This is a genomic window from Acinetobacter sp. 226, from assembly GCF_048147925.1.
Taxonomy (GTDB): Bacteria; Pseudomonadota; Gammaproteobacteria; order Pseudomonadales; family Moraxellaceae; genus Acinetobacter; species Acinetobacter pecorum.
Genome location: NZ_JAYWYX010000002.1, coordinates 67215 through 85921, shown reverse-complemented (window position 1 = coordinate 85921; position 18707 = coordinate 67215). Strand labels below are relative to the sequence as shown.

The 18707-nt window shown below is 42.0% G+C and carries 18 protein-coding genes; 9 read left to right on the top strand and 9 right to left on the bottom strand.

The annotated features are described in order from the left end of the window. Positions 1–123 precede the first annotated feature (123 nt). Complete coding sequence (locus VXP95_RS01190; protein WP_416682261.1) at positions 124–768, bottom strand: RluA family pseudouridine synthase; 645 nt, start codon at positions 766–768, stop codon at positions 124–126. Between the two features lie 133 nt (positions 769–901). Continuing rightward, positions 902–1609 carry a phosphopantetheine-binding protein gene (locus VXP95_RS01185; protein ID WP_416682260.1) on the bottom strand — a complete coding sequence of 236 codons (708 nt, stop codon included), beginning with the start codon at positions 1607–1609 and terminating at the stop codon, positions 902–904. Positions 1610–1770: 161 nt separating this feature from the next. Between VXP95_RS01185 and VXP95_RS01180 the strand changes: the two genes are divergently transcribed. Next, a complete protein-coding gene (locus tag VXP95_RS01180) occupies positions 1771–2388 on the top strand; it encodes a trimeric intracellular cation channel family protein (protein ID WP_416682258.1) in 618 nt (205 codons plus the stop codon). A 439-nt stretch (positions 2389–2827) separates the two neighbouring features. Then, entirely contained in the window at positions 2828–3556 is a 729-nt protein-coding gene (locus tag VXP95_RS01175; RefSeq protein WP_416682256.1) for an N-acetyltransferase, read from the top strand. Between the two features lie 268 nt (positions 3557–3824). Here VXP95_RS01175 and VXP95_RS01170 read toward each other — a convergent pair whose 3' ends face one another. The 4 genes from VXP95_RS01170 to VXP95_RS01155 form a co-directional block, all read right to left on the bottom strand. Then, positions 3825–4241 (bottom strand): GlcG/HbpS family heme-binding protein, encoded by a 417-nt coding sequence (locus tag VXP95_RS01170; RefSeq protein WP_144724420.1) that lies wholly within the window; start codon positions 4239–4241, stop codon positions 3825–3827. A gap of 130 nt (positions 4242–4371) precedes the next feature. Then, complete coding sequence (hemL, locus tag VXP95_RS01165) at positions 4372–5673, bottom strand: glutamate-1-semialdehyde 2,1-aminomutase (protein WP_416682254.1); 1302 nt, start codon at positions 5671–5673, stop codon at positions 4372–4374. A gap of 38 nt (positions 5674–5711) precedes the next feature. Then, positions 5712–6332, bottom strand: coding sequence for a thiamine phosphate synthase (thiE, locus tag VXP95_RS01160; RefSeq protein ID WP_064095883.1), 621 nt, complete (start codon positions 6330–6332; stop codon positions 5712–5714). A gap of 573 nt (positions 6333–6905) precedes the next feature. After that, positions 6906–7289 (bottom strand): Mpo1-like protein, encoded by a 384-nt coding sequence (locus VXP95_RS01155; RefSeq protein WP_416682252.1) that lies wholly within the window; start codon positions 7287–7289, stop codon positions 6906–6908. Positions 7290–7616: 327 nt separating this feature from the next. On the opposite strand from VXP95_RS01155, the gene VXP95_RS01150 reads away from it, so the two are divergent. Both VXP95_RS01150 and VXP95_RS01145 read left to right on the top strand, forming a co-directional pair. Continuing rightward, a complete protein-coding gene (locus VXP95_RS01150; protein WP_416705287.1) occupies positions 7617–9074 on the top strand; it encodes a CYTH domain-containing protein in 1458 nt (485 codons plus the stop codon). Between the two features lie 141 nt (positions 9075–9215). After that, the gene (locus VXP95_RS01145) at positions 9216–10670 is read left to right on the top strand and encodes a CHAD domain-containing protein (protein ID WP_416682250.1); all 1455 of its coding nucleotides are present in this window, start codon (positions 9216–9218) and stop codon (positions 10668–10670) included. A gap of 19 nt (positions 10671–10689) precedes the next feature. On the opposite strand, the gene VXP95_RS01140 is transcribed toward VXP95_RS01145, so the two are convergent. Further along, the gene (locus tag VXP95_RS01140; RefSeq protein ID WP_064102159.1) at positions 10690–11322 is read right to left on the bottom strand and encodes a hypothetical protein; all 633 of its coding nucleotides are present in this window, start codon (positions 11320–11322) and stop codon (positions 10690–10692) included. 111 nt (positions 11323–11433) lie between these two features. Between VXP95_RS01140 and VXP95_RS01135 the strand changes: the two genes are divergently transcribed. From VXP95_RS01135 to VXP95_RS01125, 3 genes are all read left to right on the top strand, one after another. Then, positions 11434–11823 (top strand): DUF3144 domain-containing protein, encoded by a 390-nt coding sequence (locus VXP95_RS01135; RefSeq protein ID WP_064101958.1) that lies wholly within the window; start codon positions 11434–11436, stop codon positions 11821–11823. 118 nt (positions 11824–11941) lie between these two features. After that, positions 11942–13006: an amidohydrolase family protein gene (locus VXP95_RS01130; RefSeq protein WP_416711222.1), complete on the top strand. Its 1065-nt coding sequence runs from the start codon at positions 11942–11944 to the stop codon at positions 13004–13006. Between the two features lie 12 nt (positions 13007–13018). Then, positions 13019–13285 carry a hypothetical protein gene (locus tag VXP95_RS01125; RefSeq protein ID WP_416682247.1) on the top strand — a complete coding sequence of 89 codons (267 nt, stop codon included), beginning with the start codon at positions 13019–13021 and terminating at the stop codon, positions 13283–13285. Between the two features lie 58 nt (positions 13286–13343). Here the strand turns inward: VXP95_RS01125 and VXP95_RS01120 are convergent, their stop codons facing one another. Both VXP95_RS01120 and VXP95_RS01115 read right to left on the bottom strand, forming a co-directional pair. After that, positions 13344–16115 carry a M16 family metallopeptidase gene (locus VXP95_RS01120; protein ID WP_416682245.1) on the bottom strand — a complete coding sequence of 924 codons (2772 nt, stop codon included), beginning with the start codon at positions 16113–16115 and terminating at the stop codon, positions 13344–13346. Positions 16116–16250: 135 nt separating this feature from the next. After that, on the bottom strand, positions 16251–17072 hold the full coding sequence (locus tag VXP95_RS01115; RefSeq protein ID WP_416711221.1) for a PhzF family phenazine biosynthesis protein: 822 nt from the start codon (positions 17070–17072) through the stop codon (positions 16251–16253). 118 nt (positions 17073–17190) lie between these two features. Here VXP95_RS01115 and VXP95_RS01110 point away from each other — a divergent pair, with 118 nt between their 5' ends. Further along, the gene (locus VXP95_RS01110) at positions 17191–17778 is read left to right on the top strand and encodes a flavin reductase family protein (RefSeq protein WP_416682242.1); all 588 of its coding nucleotides are present in this window, start codon (positions 17191–17193) and stop codon (positions 17776–17778) included. A 125-nt stretch (positions 17779–17903) separates the two neighbouring features. After that, on the top strand, positions 17904–18638 hold the full coding sequence (gloB, locus tag VXP95_RS01105; protein WP_416682240.1) for a hydroxyacylglutathione hydrolase: 735 nt from the start codon (positions 17904–17906) through the stop codon (positions 18636–18638). Positions 18639–18707: the final 69 nt, after the last annotated feature.

Genomic DNA, 18707 nt, shown 5'->3' with positions numbered 1-18707 from the left:
TATGAATATTAGGCTCAATCACGGAACGTCATTGGAGCAAAATTCCACACCTTCAAGCAATGTATTTTGACATAAAGCTCACTAAAAAGTGAGCATAATTCACGTCGAATAAATAAGTATTTCCTAGAATGGCGCCGGACAATAAAATTCGACCAGCTGCTCTGTTTGAGGATGATAAAAACTCAAACGTTCAGCATGTAAACATAGACGTGAGCTAAGCTGTTGATGTTCAGGCGATGCATATAAAGTATCGCCAATAATCGGATGTCCGAGATATTGCATATGCACACGTAACTGATGCGAACGACCGGTAACTGGCGTCAGTTTCACCCGGGTCACGGGTTGCCCCTGAATTTCAAAATGTTCAACTGCCTGCCAATGTGTAATGGCCGGTTTATGATGTGCGGGATCTGCGATATGTAAAGGCGGACGGCTTGGATCATACACAACGGGCACCTCAACAGTACCTTCGCCTGCTAATGTACCTGCCACGACTGCCTGATAGGTTTTATCGGTCTGGCGTTCCTGAAACTGGCGGGAAATGGTTTTTTGTCCCCACTTGCTCAGACCAAAGATTAAAATACCGGAAGTGTCGCGGTCCAGCCGATGGATCAGTAAAGTTTTAGGTTCTAGTTTGATCAGACGATTGATCAGGCAATCTTGTAAATCTTCTGTTTTACCGGGAACTGTGAGTAAACCTGCAGGTTTGTGGATGACCATGAAATCGTCATCACGATGTATCAGATGTTCGGTTAGAAAATTACTCAAAGTTCAATCCCAGGCTGATCGCGAAAAACAAGGCGGCAATGATAGAAAGCTTAGCCAATAATTACAATGCGCATTTGTGTAAATGGTGATGAAATTTCCGATTTAGCGCATAAAAATGCTCAATCATAGTCCATCAAGCGGAGGATTGTAGAATGAAGCCTACCAACGCATGCAAAGATGGATACTGTAGTACATCTTCATAACGGATATTTGCACCATTGGCACGCCATATACCAACCAGACTGACCACTGCAACCGAATCCAGTCCATACTGTCTGAGGTCGACATGGGGATCAATATCCAGTGCATCCATATCTAGCTGTTCAGCCACTGCTAGCATGATGCCTTTGCTGGACAATATATATTCTGACGGCGCACTCAAGTTCCATAATCGCGTCAGGCTATAGCTGTTCATGTGATGCAAGCCTTGTGCCGAGATATTCTCGATCCACTGGATATGCTGCTCCTGACTGGACATCAACATGGCATCATCGATAATACATATTTGCTCAGTCACGCTTTGCAGATGCGGTAATATCTGTTTCAGCATCGGCGTCACTTGCCCGGCAAAAATCAGCTGCGAATGAGTTGAGGCATATTCGCCGAGTTGCTGCATGCCCTGTATCAGGTCATCGCCATAGAGATCGACAACAGGAATGTCCAGTGCTTTGGCTTTATTGCTGGTCTGGATCAGGTTGGCCATAAGATCGCTGCTCTCTATGCCTGACATCATCCTTATATTTTGTAGTCCCACCAGCACCAGCACCGATTGTGTCGATGATAGCTGCCATTTGGCTTGAGATGGCGCAAGTTGGATTTTTTTGGGCATTGGGTATAGCATGAGAGAACTTCTATTTAGCTTCGTACAACATTGCTGTATGCTAGCCTAAATTATATAAATTAATAAATTTTTGATTAACACTATAAGATCAAAAATATTCTAAAAACGCTAGCCACATAAAAAAACCGTCAATTACCGACATATAGTAAATCTTAAAGCCTATGGATATTTTACTTCACTATATTGATTTAGCTGGAACTTTTGTTTTTGCCTTAAGTGGAGCAATGCTAGGTATACAAAAAAAATATGATATTTTTGGGATATTCTCTTTAACTGCTATTACTGCAATTGGTGGAGGCGTTCTTCGAGATTTATGCCTTTCCGCCACACCTCCCTCAGGCCTCATTAATGAAGAATATTTCATTGCAATATTTCTGGCATTCCTACTCAGTATTTTATTTCAAAATATAGTTTATTCTTTAGATAAAGCGTCTTTATTATTTGATGCCTTGGGATTGGGATTTTTTGCAGCCTTTGGGGCAAATAAGACTTATGCTCATACCGGTAGCGTACAACTTTCAATTATCATGGGCTGCATAAGTGCGGTGGGTGGAGGATGCCTGCGGGATATTTTATGCAGACGTACACCGATTATATTTACGAAAGAAATCTATGCAAGTGCTGCGATGATAGGTGCTGCAATTGAAGTTTTAGGTTCAAGTGGTGTTATTTCATCTACTTATAGTATTTGGATTGCTATAATTACCTGCACTTTAATCCGTTTATTTTCATTGTATTACGGTTTAAATTTACCAAAAATAAAGTTAAAGCCAAAATAGTTTCTAGAAATTCTAAAGTGCACTCTCCTGATTTTTATTACAGGTGAGTTATTTAAGTTAAACAATCTACCCTAACCCGCATACTGCTTAAGCCGATAAGTCTCTTACTCGAATAACCGGCTGGTTTTGATGGCATTATTGGCAAGCGCACAGGCAGAAAGCATAGACTGTGTGGTAATAATCTCATGGTTATTAGTATTCCTTTTTTTTAAATTAATTTCGCATAAAATTTTTTTCTATTAAATGAAAATAGAGTTTTGTAGATATATAAAAGTAGATGATTATTTACCCTTAAATACCTACTATTTTAAAGGAAGTCAAAAACTAGAAAATATTGAGTATGAAATATAAGAATTATAGCGATCATTTTTGTTAATTACTCAATTCGCAAATTTAGTTTTTTAATATGTGCTGCTTATTAGTTGAGATTTTATTAATTATGAATAATTCAATACATCCAACAGCCATTATTTCAGAGAAAGCTATTTTGGGTAAGAACATTACGATAGGTGCCAATACTATAATTTATGACAATGTTGAAATTGGTGATGATTCTTTTATCGGTGCCTTTTGTGAATTAGGAGTGGATAATCACTTATCAGAAGGTCAAAAACTAGTCTTAGGTAAAAATTCACACATTAGATCCCATAGTATATTTTATGAAGGGTCTGTATTTGGTGATGGACTCATAACAGGTCACAGAGTAACTGTCAGAGAAAAAGTTTTAGCTGGTAAGAACCTGCAAATAGGAACTTTGTGTGATTTACAGGGACATTGTGAAATTGGTGATTATGTCCGTTTTCATAGCAATGTGCATATTGGACAACATAGTAAAATTGGAAATTTTGTCTGGATCTTCCCCTACGTGGTTTTAACAAATGATCCCTACCCACCAAGTGAGATACAGATGGGAGTAACTGTTGAAGACTTTGTATCTATATGCACGATGAGTGTTATTTTACCAGGTGCCATAATATCTGAAGGTTGCTTAATAGGTGCTCACAGTTGTGTAAAAGGTATCACTGAAAAAGATTCAATTTATGTTGGGAGTCCAGCGAAGAATCTGGGTTCAACATCACGCATAAAACTAGAAGATGGATCGACAGCTTATCCATGGAGACATCATTTTAAACGAGGTTATCCGGAAGAAGTGACTAAAGATTGGTAAAATAATAAAAGGTTCTTTATTTGAATACTTTTATCCTGACTGGAATTAAATGATTATTTAACAATCTATTTTAAAATTTTCTAAAAAACATCATACAAGAAATACAAAACTCTATTTTTTCATCCAATGTAAGTCAAACCCTTAATTTATATTAAAAACCCAAGCCTACTGACTTAGGTTTTTTAATATCTTTTTTTGCGTTCCATTCTTATCTATATACCAATCAAAATTAATTTATTTTATTTAACTGGTAAAGGTTTATTAAAAATTAGGAAAACTTCACCAAAAACCTCTCAATCGCTACCTGCGCAATTTCTGCATCCTGAAATGACTTTACACCTGACACGCCCATCGCACCGACCAACTGCCCTTGGTACAGAATTGGTTCACCGCCTTCTAGCATCCCCGAGAAAGTCTCCATGGTCAGAAAACCCATCTGTCCGCCTTTGATAATATCTTCAAACAGCTTGGATGGACGGCGACTCATGGCAGAGCATTTGGCTTTTTCAATCGCCAGATTTGCAGTCATTGGTGCTGCGCCATCCATACGCTTCATTACCAGCAAATTACCGGTTTCATCCACTACAGTAATGCTGACATTAAAGCTATTCTGCATCGCATATTGGTGCGCTGCATCTAATAAAAATTCCGCATCACTTAAAGTCAAATAATGTTTGGTTTTCATGAAAAATAGTCTCGAATTTTAAATGTAATCTCCCCTAACCCCTCTTTAGTAAAGAGGGGAACTTTATTTATTCAGTTGAGGTTCCCTCCTTTTTAAAAGGAGGGTTAGGGAGGATTTAAAAAATTAAAATTTATCCTTTCATCTCAGCAAAAGTTTCTTTTGCGGCCTGAATGGTAAATTCGATATCTTCATCAGAATGTGCTGCTGACATAAAGCCGGCTTCAAATGCTGAAGGTGCAAGGTTTACGCCACGATCGAGCATACCATGGAAGAATTTACGGAAAGCATCGACATCACATTTCAACATCGAATCAAAGCTGGTGATGTCTTCCTGGTCGGTAAAGTACAGACCAAACATTCCACCAACCTGTTGTGTCTTGAATGGAATGCCTGCGTCATCCGCAGCAGCTTGCAAGCCAACCAGCAGCTTCTCAAGTTGAGCAGACAGTTTCTCGTAGAAACCTGGTTCACGCAGATGTTTAAACATCTCAATCCCGGCACGCATCGCCAGCGGATTACCCGACAACGTACCTGCTTGGTATACTTTACCCAGTGGTGCAATACATTCCATCACTTCACGCTTACCACCGAAAGCGCCCACTGGCAGACCTGCACCAATAATTTTACCCAATGTGGTTAAATCCGGAGTTACGCCGTAATATGCTTGCGCACCACCCAGCCCAACACGGAAACCTGTCATCACTTCATCAATAATAAACACTGAACCATGTTCATCACAGACATCACGAATCGCTTGCAGGAAACCATCAATTGGTTTCACCAGGTTCATGTTGCCTGCGACTGGCTCAACAATCACGCCAGCAATTTCTGAACCAAATTTGGCAAAGCATTCTTTTAAAGTGGCGATGTCATTATATGGAAGGGTTAAGGTGTGTTTGGCAAAATCCGCCGGAACACCTGCAGACGTCGCTTCCCCTTCTCCACTGGTCAACAAGCCTGAACCGGCTTTTACCAATAATGAATCGGAGTGACCGTGATAACAGCCTTCAAATTTTACAATCTTGTCACGGCCAGTATAGCCACGCGCCAGACGGATCGCAGTCATGGTCGCTTCTGTACCTGAGTTGGTCATGCGAACCAGCTCAATCGATGGCATGATCTCGCAGATAATGTCTGCCAGTGTGGTTTCATGAACTGTGGGCGCACCAAAACTCAAACCGTCTACTGCAGCATCCTGAACCGCTTTAATAATCGCCGGATGCGCATGGCCGAGAATCATCGGCCCCCATGAACCTACATAGTCCACATAACGCTTGCCATCTACATCATAGAGATACGCACCTTGGGCTTTTTCGATAAAGACCGGTGTACCACCGACTCCATTAAATGCACGTACAGGTGAATTGACACCACCCGGGATGTGTTTATTGGCTTGTTTGAACAGTTGTTCTTGCTTTGGAGATAAGCTCATGAAGGCACTCGACTCAAAATTAAATCAATCAAAAAATTTTATGCTGTAGCTTGAAAAAGCGCAGACCATTCATCTAAACGTTCAGGAATGGCATTCATAGGTAGTCCCAATATATCACTAATCACCGCGCAATAATCCGCACCTGACTCAATGACTTCTTTAGAATTTTCAACCGTTAAACCGCCGATGGCACATAAAGGTACATTTAATTTCTCTTTGGCCAGTTTTAAGGTTTCCAGACCAATATTACCGGCTTCTGGCTTACTGTCAGTAGCATAGATTGCGCCGAATGCCACATAATTTGCACCATCAGCAATGGCCTGTTCAGCCAGCTCAAGTGAGTTATTACAACTACGGCCAATCAACACGCCTTTAGGCAAACGTGCTACAGCATCGACAATAGAACCATCATCCTGGCCCAAATGCACACCCACGCCGTATTTAACCGCCATTTCAAGATCATCATTAATCACGAAAGGTACACCATATTCAGCACACATGGCTTTCATATACTCGATTTCGTAAATTTGATCTTCTTTCGCCACTTTTTTACGACGATATTGCAAGACCGCAACACCACCATTGGCCATGGCACCTTCTAACTTTGCCAACAAAAGCTCTAAGGGATCATCATTGGTAATTAAATATAAACCGCGCATCTTGCTCGCCACTTGCTAGGATGGCTCTATTATAGGCATAACTGGGTTTGATTTCCGCAGTCCTGCTATTTTCAAGCCTGAACAGCAACAAATTTACAGGTATTTAGAACACTTGATCCGTTAAATTTCAAATGTCCCTATATCTTCAGAGATAGCCCGATCGGCAGAAATTAGCTTAAAAAGCTTAGAAATAAAAATAAGCAAAAAATAATTAACTGTGTTACTCACATTCGCTACCTTGCATTTTTAAGTATTGATTTATAAAAAAGAGATGTTTCAAAGCCAGATGGGTTCTTTTACTTTCGGTTCAAGTCCACACGTTTTCGTCTACAACCATTGAGGCAAAATTTTAATTAAGTATTTGTAATTTAATTATTATTAAAGAAATATAAAAAAAGCCTGGAGAAGGTCGCTCCAGGCTTGGAAAACTGATGTATTCATTAAAATATAACGTTTGATCAAAAAGCTGTATCAGCAATAACACAATTATTAGAATAATAAATCTAGACTTGCAAGTCTTTTATCGAAATTTCATGCTTTAAACGCACACATTCCGATGAACGTATGTCTCGCTCAACTGGAAATCTTATCGTGTTTTTGGTCAAGCAGACTGATATTGCCACGTAGAACATCTGCAAACATCCTCCAGTCCGAGATAAAACTATATAGCGGTTGTTTAAAACTGGCCGGTTTATTGCGCTCAAAAATAAAATGACCAACCCAGGCACAGGCATAACCAGACAGCAGCCCATAGGCAAAATATCTAGGCTTGCCTTGGCGAATGGCTTTGGCAAAACAGTATAGTCCAATGCTACTGCCTGCCACATGCAGACGGCGACTGACAATATGTCGATGCTCGGTCAAATAGAAGCGATAAAATTCATGATAATTTGTAATTGGCATCTGTGGCTGAACCGCGACCACGTTATTTCTTTCTGGTTGTACTTGTACATTCATTGCTCATCATCCTGACGTTTTTGTTTTACCTTAGCGTATATTTTAGCCAAATAACAGTTTTTTAAATCTGTACTTCTCTGCTTTTCGAATGTCCTCGGGACACCCTGATCACTATTATTTGAGGCCCATACGAACCAATAAAAATGAATCTTAAAACTTCTGTTCAAAATTTTTATGTTCAGGTCAAGTCTTACATGTATTTTGATTTTGGTTACAATCTGCTACGCGCACATCAAAACTATAAGTACGGCTGCTGTCCGCCTTTTCATAACCTTATTCAAGTGAAGATTCAGTGCATGCTTATACTGAACAGATAGGATGATTCTCATGGTTGAAGTTGAACTCAAGTTCCAGATTCCTGCGGCACGACGCACTGCGCTGCTCAAGGCACTTGATCCGAAAAAGTCTCAACAGATCCAGCTTCAAGCGAAATATTATGATACTGCCGACCGCCAACTGGCCCGGCACGGAGTAGCACTGCGTCAACGTCTGGAAGGCACATGTTGGGTGCAAACGTTGAAAGCGGTCGGCAAAAGCCATATCGAGCGTTTTGAACATAATCATAACTTAGGAGAACTCGCTACACCTCCAGAATTGAATCTAGATATTTACAATGAATATCCCGAAGCTTGGGCAATTCTCAGCAATGCGCTTGGCGACCAGTTTGATGATCTGCAGCTACAGTTCGAAACTGACATTTCCCGTACTTTAAGGGTGATTGAATATGAAGACACGCAGGTTGAAGTTAGTCTGGATATTGGACAGATTCGCACACAGCATGCCGAGCAACAGGTACATGAAGTCGAGTTCGAGCTAAAGAATGGTTCCATTCAGCATCTGCTGGCTTTTAGTTTTGAATGGGTCAAGAAATACCAGCTCTGGCTCGATGTCCGCAGCAAGGCCGAAATAGGTAATTTATTGGCTGCTTCACAGCGGGTTAGTCCTGCGACTCTCAGCAAAGAATTCCAGATCAGTAAAAAAGACAGTGCCAGTAAAACCATGTGCAGTCTGATTGCACAGCAGATGCAGCATTTATTACCAAATATTGCGGCAATCGCGGATCAGATTGCAGAGCAGGAACATATTGATCAGGCACAACTGGCACTGGATCAGCTGCATCTGACCCTGCTGCTGTTCAAAGACTGGCATCCTCAGCTTTCCGACAAATGGGCACATCAGCTGGCGGCTTTTAAGCAGCAATTTGAGCACCTGCAACATTTACAGCATATGCAAAATAGCCTGGCGGGCTTCCTGCAAAATCCCACTACCACAGAAAACCTGACTAAAGATATTCTTTATGCTCAGGAGAAACTGGGCAATCTGGTCAAGTCCACCCAGAATGTGCATCATTATCTGGAATTGCTGATGTTCAGTTTAAGTGAAAATGAGCATGCTTCTCCGGATTTAAAAACTGCGGCACAAACCACCTTGCAACAGCAATATAAGGCTTTACAGGAACAGATGAACCAGACGGACATCACGGATTTTGATAGTCTGGATCAATTGGCTGGCCGGATTCAGGAGCTTAAATTCAGCTTTCCGATTTTAACCACAATCTATGACGTCAAAAATTTGCAAAAATACAGCAAAGCACTGAATGATGCACAACTGGCAGCCGATGAATATCAAACCTTGGCATCTTCGGCGGTCTATATTCAGCAAACTGAGCTGGAAGCGAGTGACTGGTTTGTTCTGGGGTGGTTGACTGCCAAACAGGAGGTTTATGCCCAGAAACTGCTTGAAGCGACCGAACAGTTCCTGGTGAGCCGTAAATTTTTAAAATAATTATATTGAAATAAATTTCACGAGAAATAGCTTAAGCACACCTTCTGTAGTGTGCTTTTTTTGTTGCAGAAGCACATCACAACCTTGCTAATCTTTGGGCTATATTAATCTGTAAACCCAACATCGCGGAGGAATAACCCGATGGCAGAAATAGAGCTCAAATTTCAGATCCCACCCCAGTCCCGGGTACAATTTGAGCAGGACATTCAGAAACTTCAGCCGACTCGGCATCGCTTGTGTGCCAGATACTTTGACACTGAGACACAGCAATTACAACAACATCAGATTGCACTCCGACAACGTCTGGAAGACCAGCAATGGATTCAGACACTGAAAGCAGCGACTGAACACCACTTTGAACGTTTTGAACTTGAACATGAGTTAAAAAGCCCTCCTGAACATTGTGACTTTCAGTTATACCGCAAACATAAACCGGCCAAAAAAATCCTAAAACAGGCGCTTGGTGATTTGGAGACGCCCCTCATTCTGCAATTTGAAACAGATGTCGCGCGATATGTACTCACCGAAAGCCATCTGGACAGCCAGATTGAAATTGCTTTTGATGTCGGTGAAATTCGCCACAATAATCAAACCATTGATATTTATGAGGTTGAATTTGAGCTTAAATCCGGTCAATTGAGTGAATTAATTGATTTCATTCAGCCTTGGGTACAACGTTATGCTTTATGGCTAGATACCCGGAGCAAATCGGAACGCGGCTATACCTTGTTACAGGAGGAAGAGAATCTTCCGGTTCAGTATCAACTTCCCTTAGTGCTTGAACAGAAAGACCAAATCAGCACGATTTTGCAAAAGATTGTTGCCAATTGCCTGGCTCATCTTTTCCCCAATGCTACTGCAATTGCAGCCGAGACTTATAATAGTGATCATGTGCATCAGGCACGTGTCGCGATTCGGCGTTTGCGCAGCGCATTTAAAATTTTCCAGTCCGTGACCGAGCATGTGCAGCCTGAATGGCAGGAACAGCTGCGGGATATTTTCCAGCAGCTCGGTTCTACCCGAGATCGAGATGCTCTGACAGAAAGTCTGATTCCACAACTGGAAAAAGCAGGTTCCCCCCTATTGAAATTGCCGCCACACTCACAAAAACCGCCTGATATTAGTGCGTTGTTCAGAAGTCCTGCTACCGTAACATTAATGCTGCAACTGCTCTGTTTTAGCCTGGAGGAAATGCAGGACAAGACCCGGTCTTCTCATAAGATATTACGTAAAGGTCTGAGCAAGCTGCATCAGCAAATCTGTGAGGATGCCAAGAACTATCAGGAACTGGATATTGAATCCCGGCATCGGACACGCAAACGGGTCAAGCGCTTACGCTATAATGTAGAATTCCTGCAAAGCTTATTTCCCGAAAAAGAGGTGAAAGCTTATTTGAAAGCCTTAAAGCCCTTACAGGAAAGTCTGGGGCATTATAATGACGTATTTGTAGCCCAAGAGCTATTCAGACCTTACGTCAAACAACAGGGCAAGGCCTGGTTTGTGCTGGGCTGGATAAGCGCGGAGCAACAGCGTTTGTCGAGCGAAGCAGCAGAACGTTTACAGCAGTTTGCCGAAAATACCAAGCCCTTCTGGTAAGACGGGCTCGGTCACTGCTCTACCGATATTTGCCGAATACTTTCCAGATATGGTTGTCTGCCAGAGGATCGTTATAACTGTCACTACGCTGCTTGCGTGGCTTATCGCGTGCATCGATCAGCTCAAAATGTGGCTCGACACTCAGTACAATCCCATTGACGTAAAAACGGGTGCGCGTATATTCACTTTGACCATGCTGAAATACATAAGTGCGCAGATCAACAAATTCACGGTGTGCCACTAATGCTGCGGTATCGTCACTATCCAGCCACTGCCGCATGGCAGTAACCTGCTCGGGTTCGAACTGGCCGCATTTTTCGATCAGGCTGGTGACCCCACGAAAAGTTTTGGATTCTTTGGCACGGGTTTTATTGATCCGGATCCGGTCAACATGAAAGTAAAATAGCGGCAGGTTTAAATGGCTCGGCAAATGGATCGCATCCAAGATTTCATCTTCCATAAAAGGCTGAAACAGATCCTGTGCCCTTTCAATCAGACCGAGCCACTGACTATAGTATTCATCTACCTGTGACTGGCTGCCATAATAAATCGGCAAGCCTTCAACATTGGCCAGATTTGCCGGTGGCCAGATATTCTGGCGCAATAAGGCAATATCACTTTTTAAACTTTGTACCGCAATCGCATCCTGCATGGCATTCACTTTTATATGCTTAGGCTATTTTTTAGATTAAGGCAAAGGTTTAGTTTCTGCAAGGCTTTGCCTATAATTAGCGATTGAGATTTTAGTGTTAGGAACAAATTCATGGTTCAAAAGATTGAAGCAACCGATGTAACCGAAGAAGAAGCGTTAAATGCGGCATTCTTTGAACGTGCTGATGAATTTATTCAACAAGCCAACGAGTTTTGTCGCGTAGAAAAAGGCTCACAGGAAAAACCAAGCGATAAGCGCGGTCAAGTCAGTGCAGCGATGTTATTTGGTACTGCCCGTTTCAATACCTGGGTGGCAGCAAATAATTTTAAAGATGGCAACGAGATGCGTGATGCCAAAGATCAGGTCATGTCTTATATCTTGCAGCAATTTCAAATGATGCTGGAAGATAACTATGATGAATACTGTGAACAGTTCGAAAACTATTTACGTTTCCGTCACAATGAAGAGTTTCATGCTAACAAGCACAAGCATGATCATTGATTAAAATACGAAAAGCCCTACGGGGCTTTTTTTATTTGCTGTAATTTATCATATTGACTTTAAAGTGATTTAAGCACCATATAAATTGAATAATAAATAAACTAAAACAAGGTATAGCATGCAGCAACTTCCCTTCCCGATCATTGACCCGCATATTCACCAATGGGATCCGTACAACACCCCACATGCAGCAGCACTCGCGGTCAAGCTGTTTGACAAACATCCTAGATTGCTGGACAAGATGGTTCGACTGTTAAAACCCAAAGATGTCATTGAGACCATTGGCCTGACCCAGCACCTGACTGCACCCTACCTGCCTGCAAATTACAAGAGAGATGCAGGACATTATGAAGTAGAGCAAGTTGTGCATGTTGAAGCCAGCTGGCATGACCATAAAGGCACAGGCGTGGTGGATGAAACCCGTTTCATCGCTGGACTTCCTTTTGATCAGTATAATATCCGGTTAGGTGGAATCGTCGCCACGGCAGATCCACGGCAGAAAAATTTCAAACAGTTAATTGAATTGCATCGCGAAGCTTCTCCCAAATTTTGCGGCATCCGTAAAATGGCTGCGGTACATCCAGATAAAGGGATTCATGCCTGGACCGATGAACCGCATCTATATCGCAACACAGATTTCCTGAAGGGCTTTGAAGAACTGGCCACGCAAGATTTAAGCTTTGATGCCTGGGTGTACTCTACCCAGATTTCAGATGTTACTGCGCTAGCCAAAGCCTTTCCTGAAACGCCCATCGTGCTAGATCATCTTGGTACGCCCGCAGGTTTATTTGGCAAGGTGGGCAAAGCTACAGGTAAGACCAAACAAGATCACACCCAGATATTTGCAGACTGGAAATATCAGTTGGCAGAACTGGCCGAATGCAAAAATGTATCGACCAAAATGTCTGGTCTGTTTATGCCAGTCTTGGGACATGATTTTCACACGCAAAAACGGCTGGCAACTAAACAGGAATTAGTCGAATGTGCCGCACCCCTGATCCAGCATGCTTTATACTGCTTTGGGTCTAGGCGCGTGATGTTTGCATCCAACTTCCCAATGGACAGTGTCAGCAGCTCACTCACCAACATTATTGATGCCTTTAGCGATATTGTTCAGGACTATGATGAAAACGCGTTAAAGCCGATCTTTTATGAAAATGCTAAACGTTTTTATCGACTTTGAGTGAATGAGGACATGTTAAGTTGGATAACAGATCCCAGTCTAAATACGCCTTCAGGCAAAGGACTTTGTATTTTACTCAATATTATTTCAAGCTGGATAACGTCTTATTATTATCAAATGGTGATCCATCATTCTTTTGATCGAGATATTGCTTTCTGTTCAGCTTTGATTGGTGGTGGAATATTGATTTTTCTTCTTATTGCATCTGATTGGAGTCTGCCCCTATCTATCCTTGCAAGCATAACTGAAGGGATTGTTTTTAGCCATAGAGCAATCTAGAACATAAAGCTCAAATAAATAAAAAATCCCCTCACTTGAGGAGATTTTTTGATTAACACTATGATTTTTTAACTTCCTTCCCATATTGATCGGCCATCACTTCAACCAGCTGGTCCGGCTTGATGTATTTTTTAATCATGGCATCAATATCAGCTTTATTCAGTTTAGCAATCGCCTGATCACGTTTTTCCCGGTAAACCAGATTACGGTCTTTTTCCAGCTGTGGGATAAGCATAGTATGAATACGACGATCATCTTCAAGTGCAGTTAAACGCTGTTTTAAGATACTGGCTTTTGCCGCTTCGACTTCCTGTTCAGTCACGCCACGTGTCAGCAGTTCATTGAGTACCTTATGCACTGCTTGGGAAACCTGTGCGGATTTTCCAGCCGTATAATTGGCACTAATCATCATGGCGCCCACATCTGCCCATTCATCGAGTTGCACATCCGCACTAAAACCATAGACTAGTGCATTTTTCTCACGTAGCTCTTGTGCCAGTCGTGACGATAACTGTGAATCACCCAGAATATAACGAAGTACCTGTAATGCAGGTGCATCGGCATGATCTGCGCCGACCGGCATGCTCATGAATGCCTCATAACTCCCGAATTCACGCTGCTCGGACAAAGCATGAATTTTCTGGGCTGGATAGCTTCGATATTCCGATTTCAGACGCTCATAAGGCTGTGTAGCTTTCCAGTCTGAAAAACTGTTTTTCAGTACATTTTGCATCGATTTCGGATTAAATTCGCCTGTAACCGCAATTTGCGCATGCTGGGTTTTTAAAAACTGCTGATACAGTGCCACAACCTGTTCGCGAGTCGCTTTCTGATACTGTTTTTTGGCCAGTTCCGGCTCGAAATGGAAACGCAGATCGCCAGGCTGATAGATCTCGATCGTTCGGGCCATCGTCAAGCTCGACACCGTATCTGGTTCGGTATAAGGACGATCTAGGCTGGATAAAATTTGCCCCTTGATCAAGTCAAACTGGCTTTGCTCAAATGTAGGGGTTTTCAGCACATCAACGACATACTGGAAAAACTCTTCAAACTTTTCTTTTTTAGCGCTGATTTGCAAGGTCAGGCCATTACTGGATGCACTGGCAGTCGCAGAACCACCTACCTCAATAATTTTATCGGCAATCTGCTGCAGACTCTGGTCTTTTGATGCGCGTAACAATAAGTAAGCCGTCAGATCCAGAATCTCGCCTTTATTCATCAGGCTTTGTGCAGTACCAAAATCTAGAGAAATTGTGGCATAGACTTTATCATCGCGTGTAGTGGTCGGAAACAGCGCATATTTAATGCCATTTTTTAACTTGCCACGCTGAATCTGTTTGTCTTTACTATGCAAATACTGTTTGGACTGCTGTATATATTTTTTTACTTCAGCCTGATAGACACTGACATCTTTCAGTGGCTCTTCTGCTTGCACCTGCTGATCCAGGGTTTTTGCCGGTGCTTCTGTTTGTGCAAGTTCTTGTGCTTTCTTCTGATCTTCCGGTGTAGGTAAGATATTGCCAGAAATACGGTATTCAGGTTTAAAGAAGTTCTTAAAGTCCTGATTGACCTGATTCACACTCAGGCTTTGAATTGCATTCAGATCTTTAAAATACTTGCTCCAGTCACCCGAATACGTCACAGCATAATCACTTAAACGTGAACCCAAAGCAGTCGCACTACTTTTAATATTATCTGCCTGATTCCGGGTCAGATTTTTAGCCCGATCCAGTTCTGCCTGAGTAAAAGGCTGGTTCTTTTCTACTCCCTGAATCAGCCCCTGTTCAATATCCTGTGGCTGATGATTCGGGGCATAGATTGCCCCCATAAACACCAGATTGAAGTCTTTATCAAGCCAGGTACTGGATTGCACCGCTGTTGACTTCCCAGTTTCCACCATACTCTGATAGAGATGCCCACTTGGCTGCAAAGTATAGAGCGTTGGCGAAACAGCCAAAGCCGTTTTAATGTTTTCTTCTGATTGGTTTAAATAAATATTAAACCTTGCCAGATCACTACCTTTTCGCACGGTAAATTCACGCTGTTTGATCTGCTCGGGTTTAAGCGCCGGCACTTTCACTTGCGCCGGTACATTTCGGGACTGAATCGGACTGAAATGCGTATCCAGCTGTTTTAATACCTCTGCCTTGTCAAACTTGCCCGAAATCACCATAAAGGCATTATTCGGTGCATACCATTGACGGTAAAAACGGTTTAATTCCTGCATATTGATAGATTGCAGTTCATTCAGATCACCAATCGGCAAACGGCCTAAATACTGATTACCATAGGCCGATTTAAATACCTGATCGATCAATACCGAAAATGGCTGGTCCAGCCGGATTTCACGCTCACGTTTTACAATATCAATTTCAGTCGGTACATATTTTTCCTGAAGCACCAGCTTGTCCATGCGTTCGGCTTCCAGAAAAATGACTTCACTTAATGCTGTTTTTTCAGGACGGATCACATTGGTATATTTGGTCGAGTAATAGTCGGTACTGGCATTGGTCATCAAGGTGTATTGATCCAGTCGGCGCTGGAACTCATCCCCTTTGACATTTTCTGTACCTTTAAAGGCCAAATGTTCCAGCAGATGGGCCAGTCCGCCCTTACCTTGAGGATCGTTCAGGGAACCGGTCAGATAGACCGTATTCATAAAAATCTTATTTTCTTTATCATTCGGAGCCAGAATAATACGTAGTCCGTTATCTAGTCGATATTCTTCAACATTTTGTTCACTTTTCACTAACACAGGTTGTGCAAAACTCAGCACACTACAGCCAGACAATATGATAGCCAGACTTAAATTTTTATAACGTAGCAACATTATTCATCCAAATTATAAAGGTAAATTTTTATTCATGCTCATCTTGGGAAATGATTCTTTTACCAAATAGCCTATTCCAAGCCGAACCATCAAAATAACATGCCGCCTCACCTGACGACATGTATATCTATGTCATTAAATATAAATTTCTGCCTGCATATATAATTTTCCATAACCTGAAATTTCAATACGCTCCTGATCTTGCAAGGCACAATACAGTACGCCACCACGTGCTGATGCCTGATAGGCGACCAGTTCATTTTTACCCAGTTTTTCGGCCCACAGCGGGGCAATTCCGGTGTGAATCGAACCGGTTACCGGATCTTCATTGATGCCATTACTCGGTGCAAAATAACGTGAAATACAGTCGTATTGCGTATCTTGTGAAGTAATTGCGACATCTAAACAGGTATTTTGAGCAGTAATGGCTGTACGCTTACCATTCAACTGTTTAAGCAGTTCAAAATCAGGCGTTTCCTCCAGCACATCCTGTACCGATCCATATTCAACAATATAGCCCTGTGCATTCAGATAAACCTGTTTAAACGGTTTGCTCAAAGCATGTCTTAAAGCTTCAGGATATTCAGCAACTGGCTCTGCACGACGGATTGGAAAATTCATTCTGATCTTGCCATCTGCATCCTGACTGACCACAAAAATGCCTAAATCTTTCACATGAAAATAAATCTTTTTCCCTGTACCAAACTGATTGAATAATACAAAACTGCTGGCCAATGTCGCATGACCACAAAAATCCACTTCCCTGGTTGGGGTAAACCAGCGAATGGCATAATTCTCGTTATCCATCACTTTAACAAAAGCTGTTTCAGACAGATTATTTTCCAGTGCGATATTTTGCATCAGCTCATCTTCGAGCCAATCCTCCAGTACAATCACGGCGGCTGGATTGCCTTTAAACAATTCTGTAGTAAACGCATCGACTTGGTACATTTTCATTTTTTGAATTCCTGAATTCACGATCTCTAGTTTAAAAGCTTTTTTGCAAGAATAAACTTGAATATGTTAATGATCTCATTAATCTAGCCTATTAAATAAATAGAGCAAATGGTGCTGCATGACAAACTCCCATCTTCAAAGTGTTCCCTTAGAAAAAGCTTATCGTCTGATTACCCATGGCCCTACTGTACTGGTATCTGCTCAAGACCAGCAGGATACAGATGTCATGGCAGCGGCCTGGGCATGTGCACTGGAATTCAGTCCTGCCAAAGTGACCGTGGTGCTGGACAAAAGCACCAAAACCCGAAATATTATTGAAAATTCAGGTTATTTTGCTCTGCAAATTCCGACACTGAAACAGCTGAATATGGTCTATTATCTGGGCACACAGAGCCTGTATGATGTGCCGGACAAACTGGCACAATCCGGAGTAGAACTATTTCATTTTCCTGATGCAGATATTCCTGTAGTACAAGGCTGTGCGGCCTGGATACTTTGCGAACTGATTCCCGAGCCGCATAACCAGCAAATGCATGACCTGTTTATTGGCAAGGTGATTGCAGCCTATGCCGATGATCGGGTCTTCCGCGACGGCCACTGGCATTATCATGAAGTGGATGAAGAATGGAAAAGTATTCATCATGTAGCCGGTGGGCATTTTTATACTATTGGTAATGCGGTGAGCATTGATGCTCCTGAATCTTGATTTTTCTATATCTTTCTATTCAGCATACATGGAAGTCATTCTGGTTTAACAGATACTATCTAGCAACTCCAGAATACCTGAAATTATGCTACTTTATTCCTAATTTTGATTTGATGTGATGCGCTATGATGCCTTTTAAAATTCACTGTATTGATGTCCAGAATTCACTGCAAAATTATATCTGGTTACTTGAACATACCGTGTCACATCAGGTGGCCGTGATTGACCCAACTGAAGCAGACTTGGTACACGCCTATTGTGCCGAGCACGATTTGATCATAAGTCAAATCTGGCTGACGCACTGGCATAAAGACCATATTGGCGGTGTGCCGGGGTTAATCCAGGGGAAAAATCTGCCTGTGTATGGCCCACGGGCAGAACTAAGCAAAATTCCGTTTATCACCCATCCACTTGAGCATGAAGAACAGTTTAATTTTCATGGAATAGATATTCAGGTGATTGCTGTACCTGGGCATACACTCGGCCATATTGTCTATTTTATTGATGCAATTGATGTACTGTTCTGCGGCGATACTTTATTTGCTATGGGTTGTGGCCGGGTTTTTGAAGGAACGTTTGAACAGATGTATCATTCACTGTCTCGTCTGGCTGCCTTGCCGCCGCGCACGCAGGTGTATTGCACTCATGAATACACCTTGTCGAATGCACAGTTTGCCAAACACGTCGAACCAGATAATCCTGAAATTCTGGAACGCTTCGAGCAGATCGAGCGTTTACGTATGCTAGGCCAGTGTACGCTACCAAGCAGTATTGAAATTGAATTGCAAACCAATCCTTTTCTTCGTGCAGAGAGCGTGAAGGAATTTCAGCATTTAAGAACCTTAAAGGATGAATTTTAAATTCAATCCAAAGTTAAAAATTAATCTTTAGATCAATACTATTTAATCATTGGCACTGCATAATGTGTG

What these genes read in the sequence shown, in the direction of transcription:
- VXP95_RS01185 (WP_416682260.1), bottom strand. Translation starts at nt 1,609, where the DNA reads ATGCTATACCCAATGCCCAAAAAAATCCAACTTGCGCCATCTCAAGCC.
- VXP95_RS01180 (WP_416682258.1), top strand. Translation starts at nt 1,771, where the DNA reads ATGGATATTTTACTTCACTATATTGATTTAGCTGGAACTTTTGTTTTT.
- VXP95_RS01175 (WP_416682256.1), top strand. Translation starts at nt 2,828, where the DNA reads ATGAATAATTCAATACATCCAACAGCCATTATTTCAGAGAAAGCTATT.
- VXP95_RS01170 (WP_144724420.1), bottom strand. Translation starts at nt 4,241, where the DNA reads ATGAAAACCAAACATTATTTGACTTTAAGTGATGCGGAATTTTTATTA.
- hemL (WP_416682254.1), bottom strand. Translation starts at nt 5,673, where the DNA reads ATGAGCTTATCTCCAAAGCAAGAACAACTGTTCAAACAAGCCAATAAA.
- thiE (WP_064095883.1), bottom strand. Translation starts at nt 6,332, where the DNA reads ATGCGCGGTTTATATTTAATTACCAATGATGATCCCTTAGAGCTTTTG.
- VXP95_RS01155 (WP_416682252.1), bottom strand. Translation starts at nt 7,289, where the DNA reads ATGAATGTACAAGTACAACCAGAAAGAAATAACGTGGTCGCGGTTCAG.
- VXP95_RS01150 (WP_416705287.1), top strand. Translation starts at nt 7,617, where the DNA reads ATGGTTGAAGTTGAACTCAAGTTCCAGATTCCTGCGGCACGACGCACT.
- VXP95_RS01145 (WP_416682250.1), top strand. Translation starts at nt 9,216, where the DNA reads ATGGCAGAAATAGAGCTCAAATTTCAGATCCCACCCCAGTCCCGGGTA.
- VXP95_RS01140 (WP_064102159.1), bottom strand. Translation starts at nt 11,322, where the DNA reads ATGCAGGATGCGATTGCGGTACAAAGTTTAAAAAGTGATATTGCCTTA.
- VXP95_RS01135 (WP_064101958.1), top strand. Translation starts at nt 11,434, where the DNA reads ATGGTTCAAAAGATTGAAGCAACCGATGTAACCGAAGAAGAAGCGTTA.
- VXP95_RS01130 (WP_416711222.1), top strand. Translation starts at nt 11,942, where the DNA reads ATGCAGCAACTTCCCTTCCCGATCATTGACCCGCATATTCACCAATGG.
- VXP95_RS01125 (WP_416682247.1), top strand. Translation starts at nt 13,019, where the DNA reads ATGTTAAGTTGGATAACAGATCCCAGTCTAAATACGCCTTCAGGCAAA.
- VXP95_RS01120 (WP_416682245.1), bottom strand. Translation starts at nt 16,115, where the DNA reads ATGTTGCTACGTTATAAAAATTTAAGTCTGGCTATCATATTGTCTGGC.
- VXP95_RS01115 (WP_416711221.1), bottom strand. Translation starts at nt 17,072, where the DNA reads ATGAAAATGTACCAAGTCGATGCGTTTACTACAGAATTGTTTAAAGGC.
- VXP95_RS01110 (WP_416682242.1), top strand. Translation starts at nt 17,191, where the DNA reads ATGACAAACTCCCATCTTCAAAGTGTTCCCTTAGAAAAAGCTTATCGT.
- gloB (WP_416682240.1), top strand. Translation starts at nt 17,904, where the DNA reads ATGATGCCTTTTAAAATTCACTGTATTGATGTCCAGAATTCACTGCAA.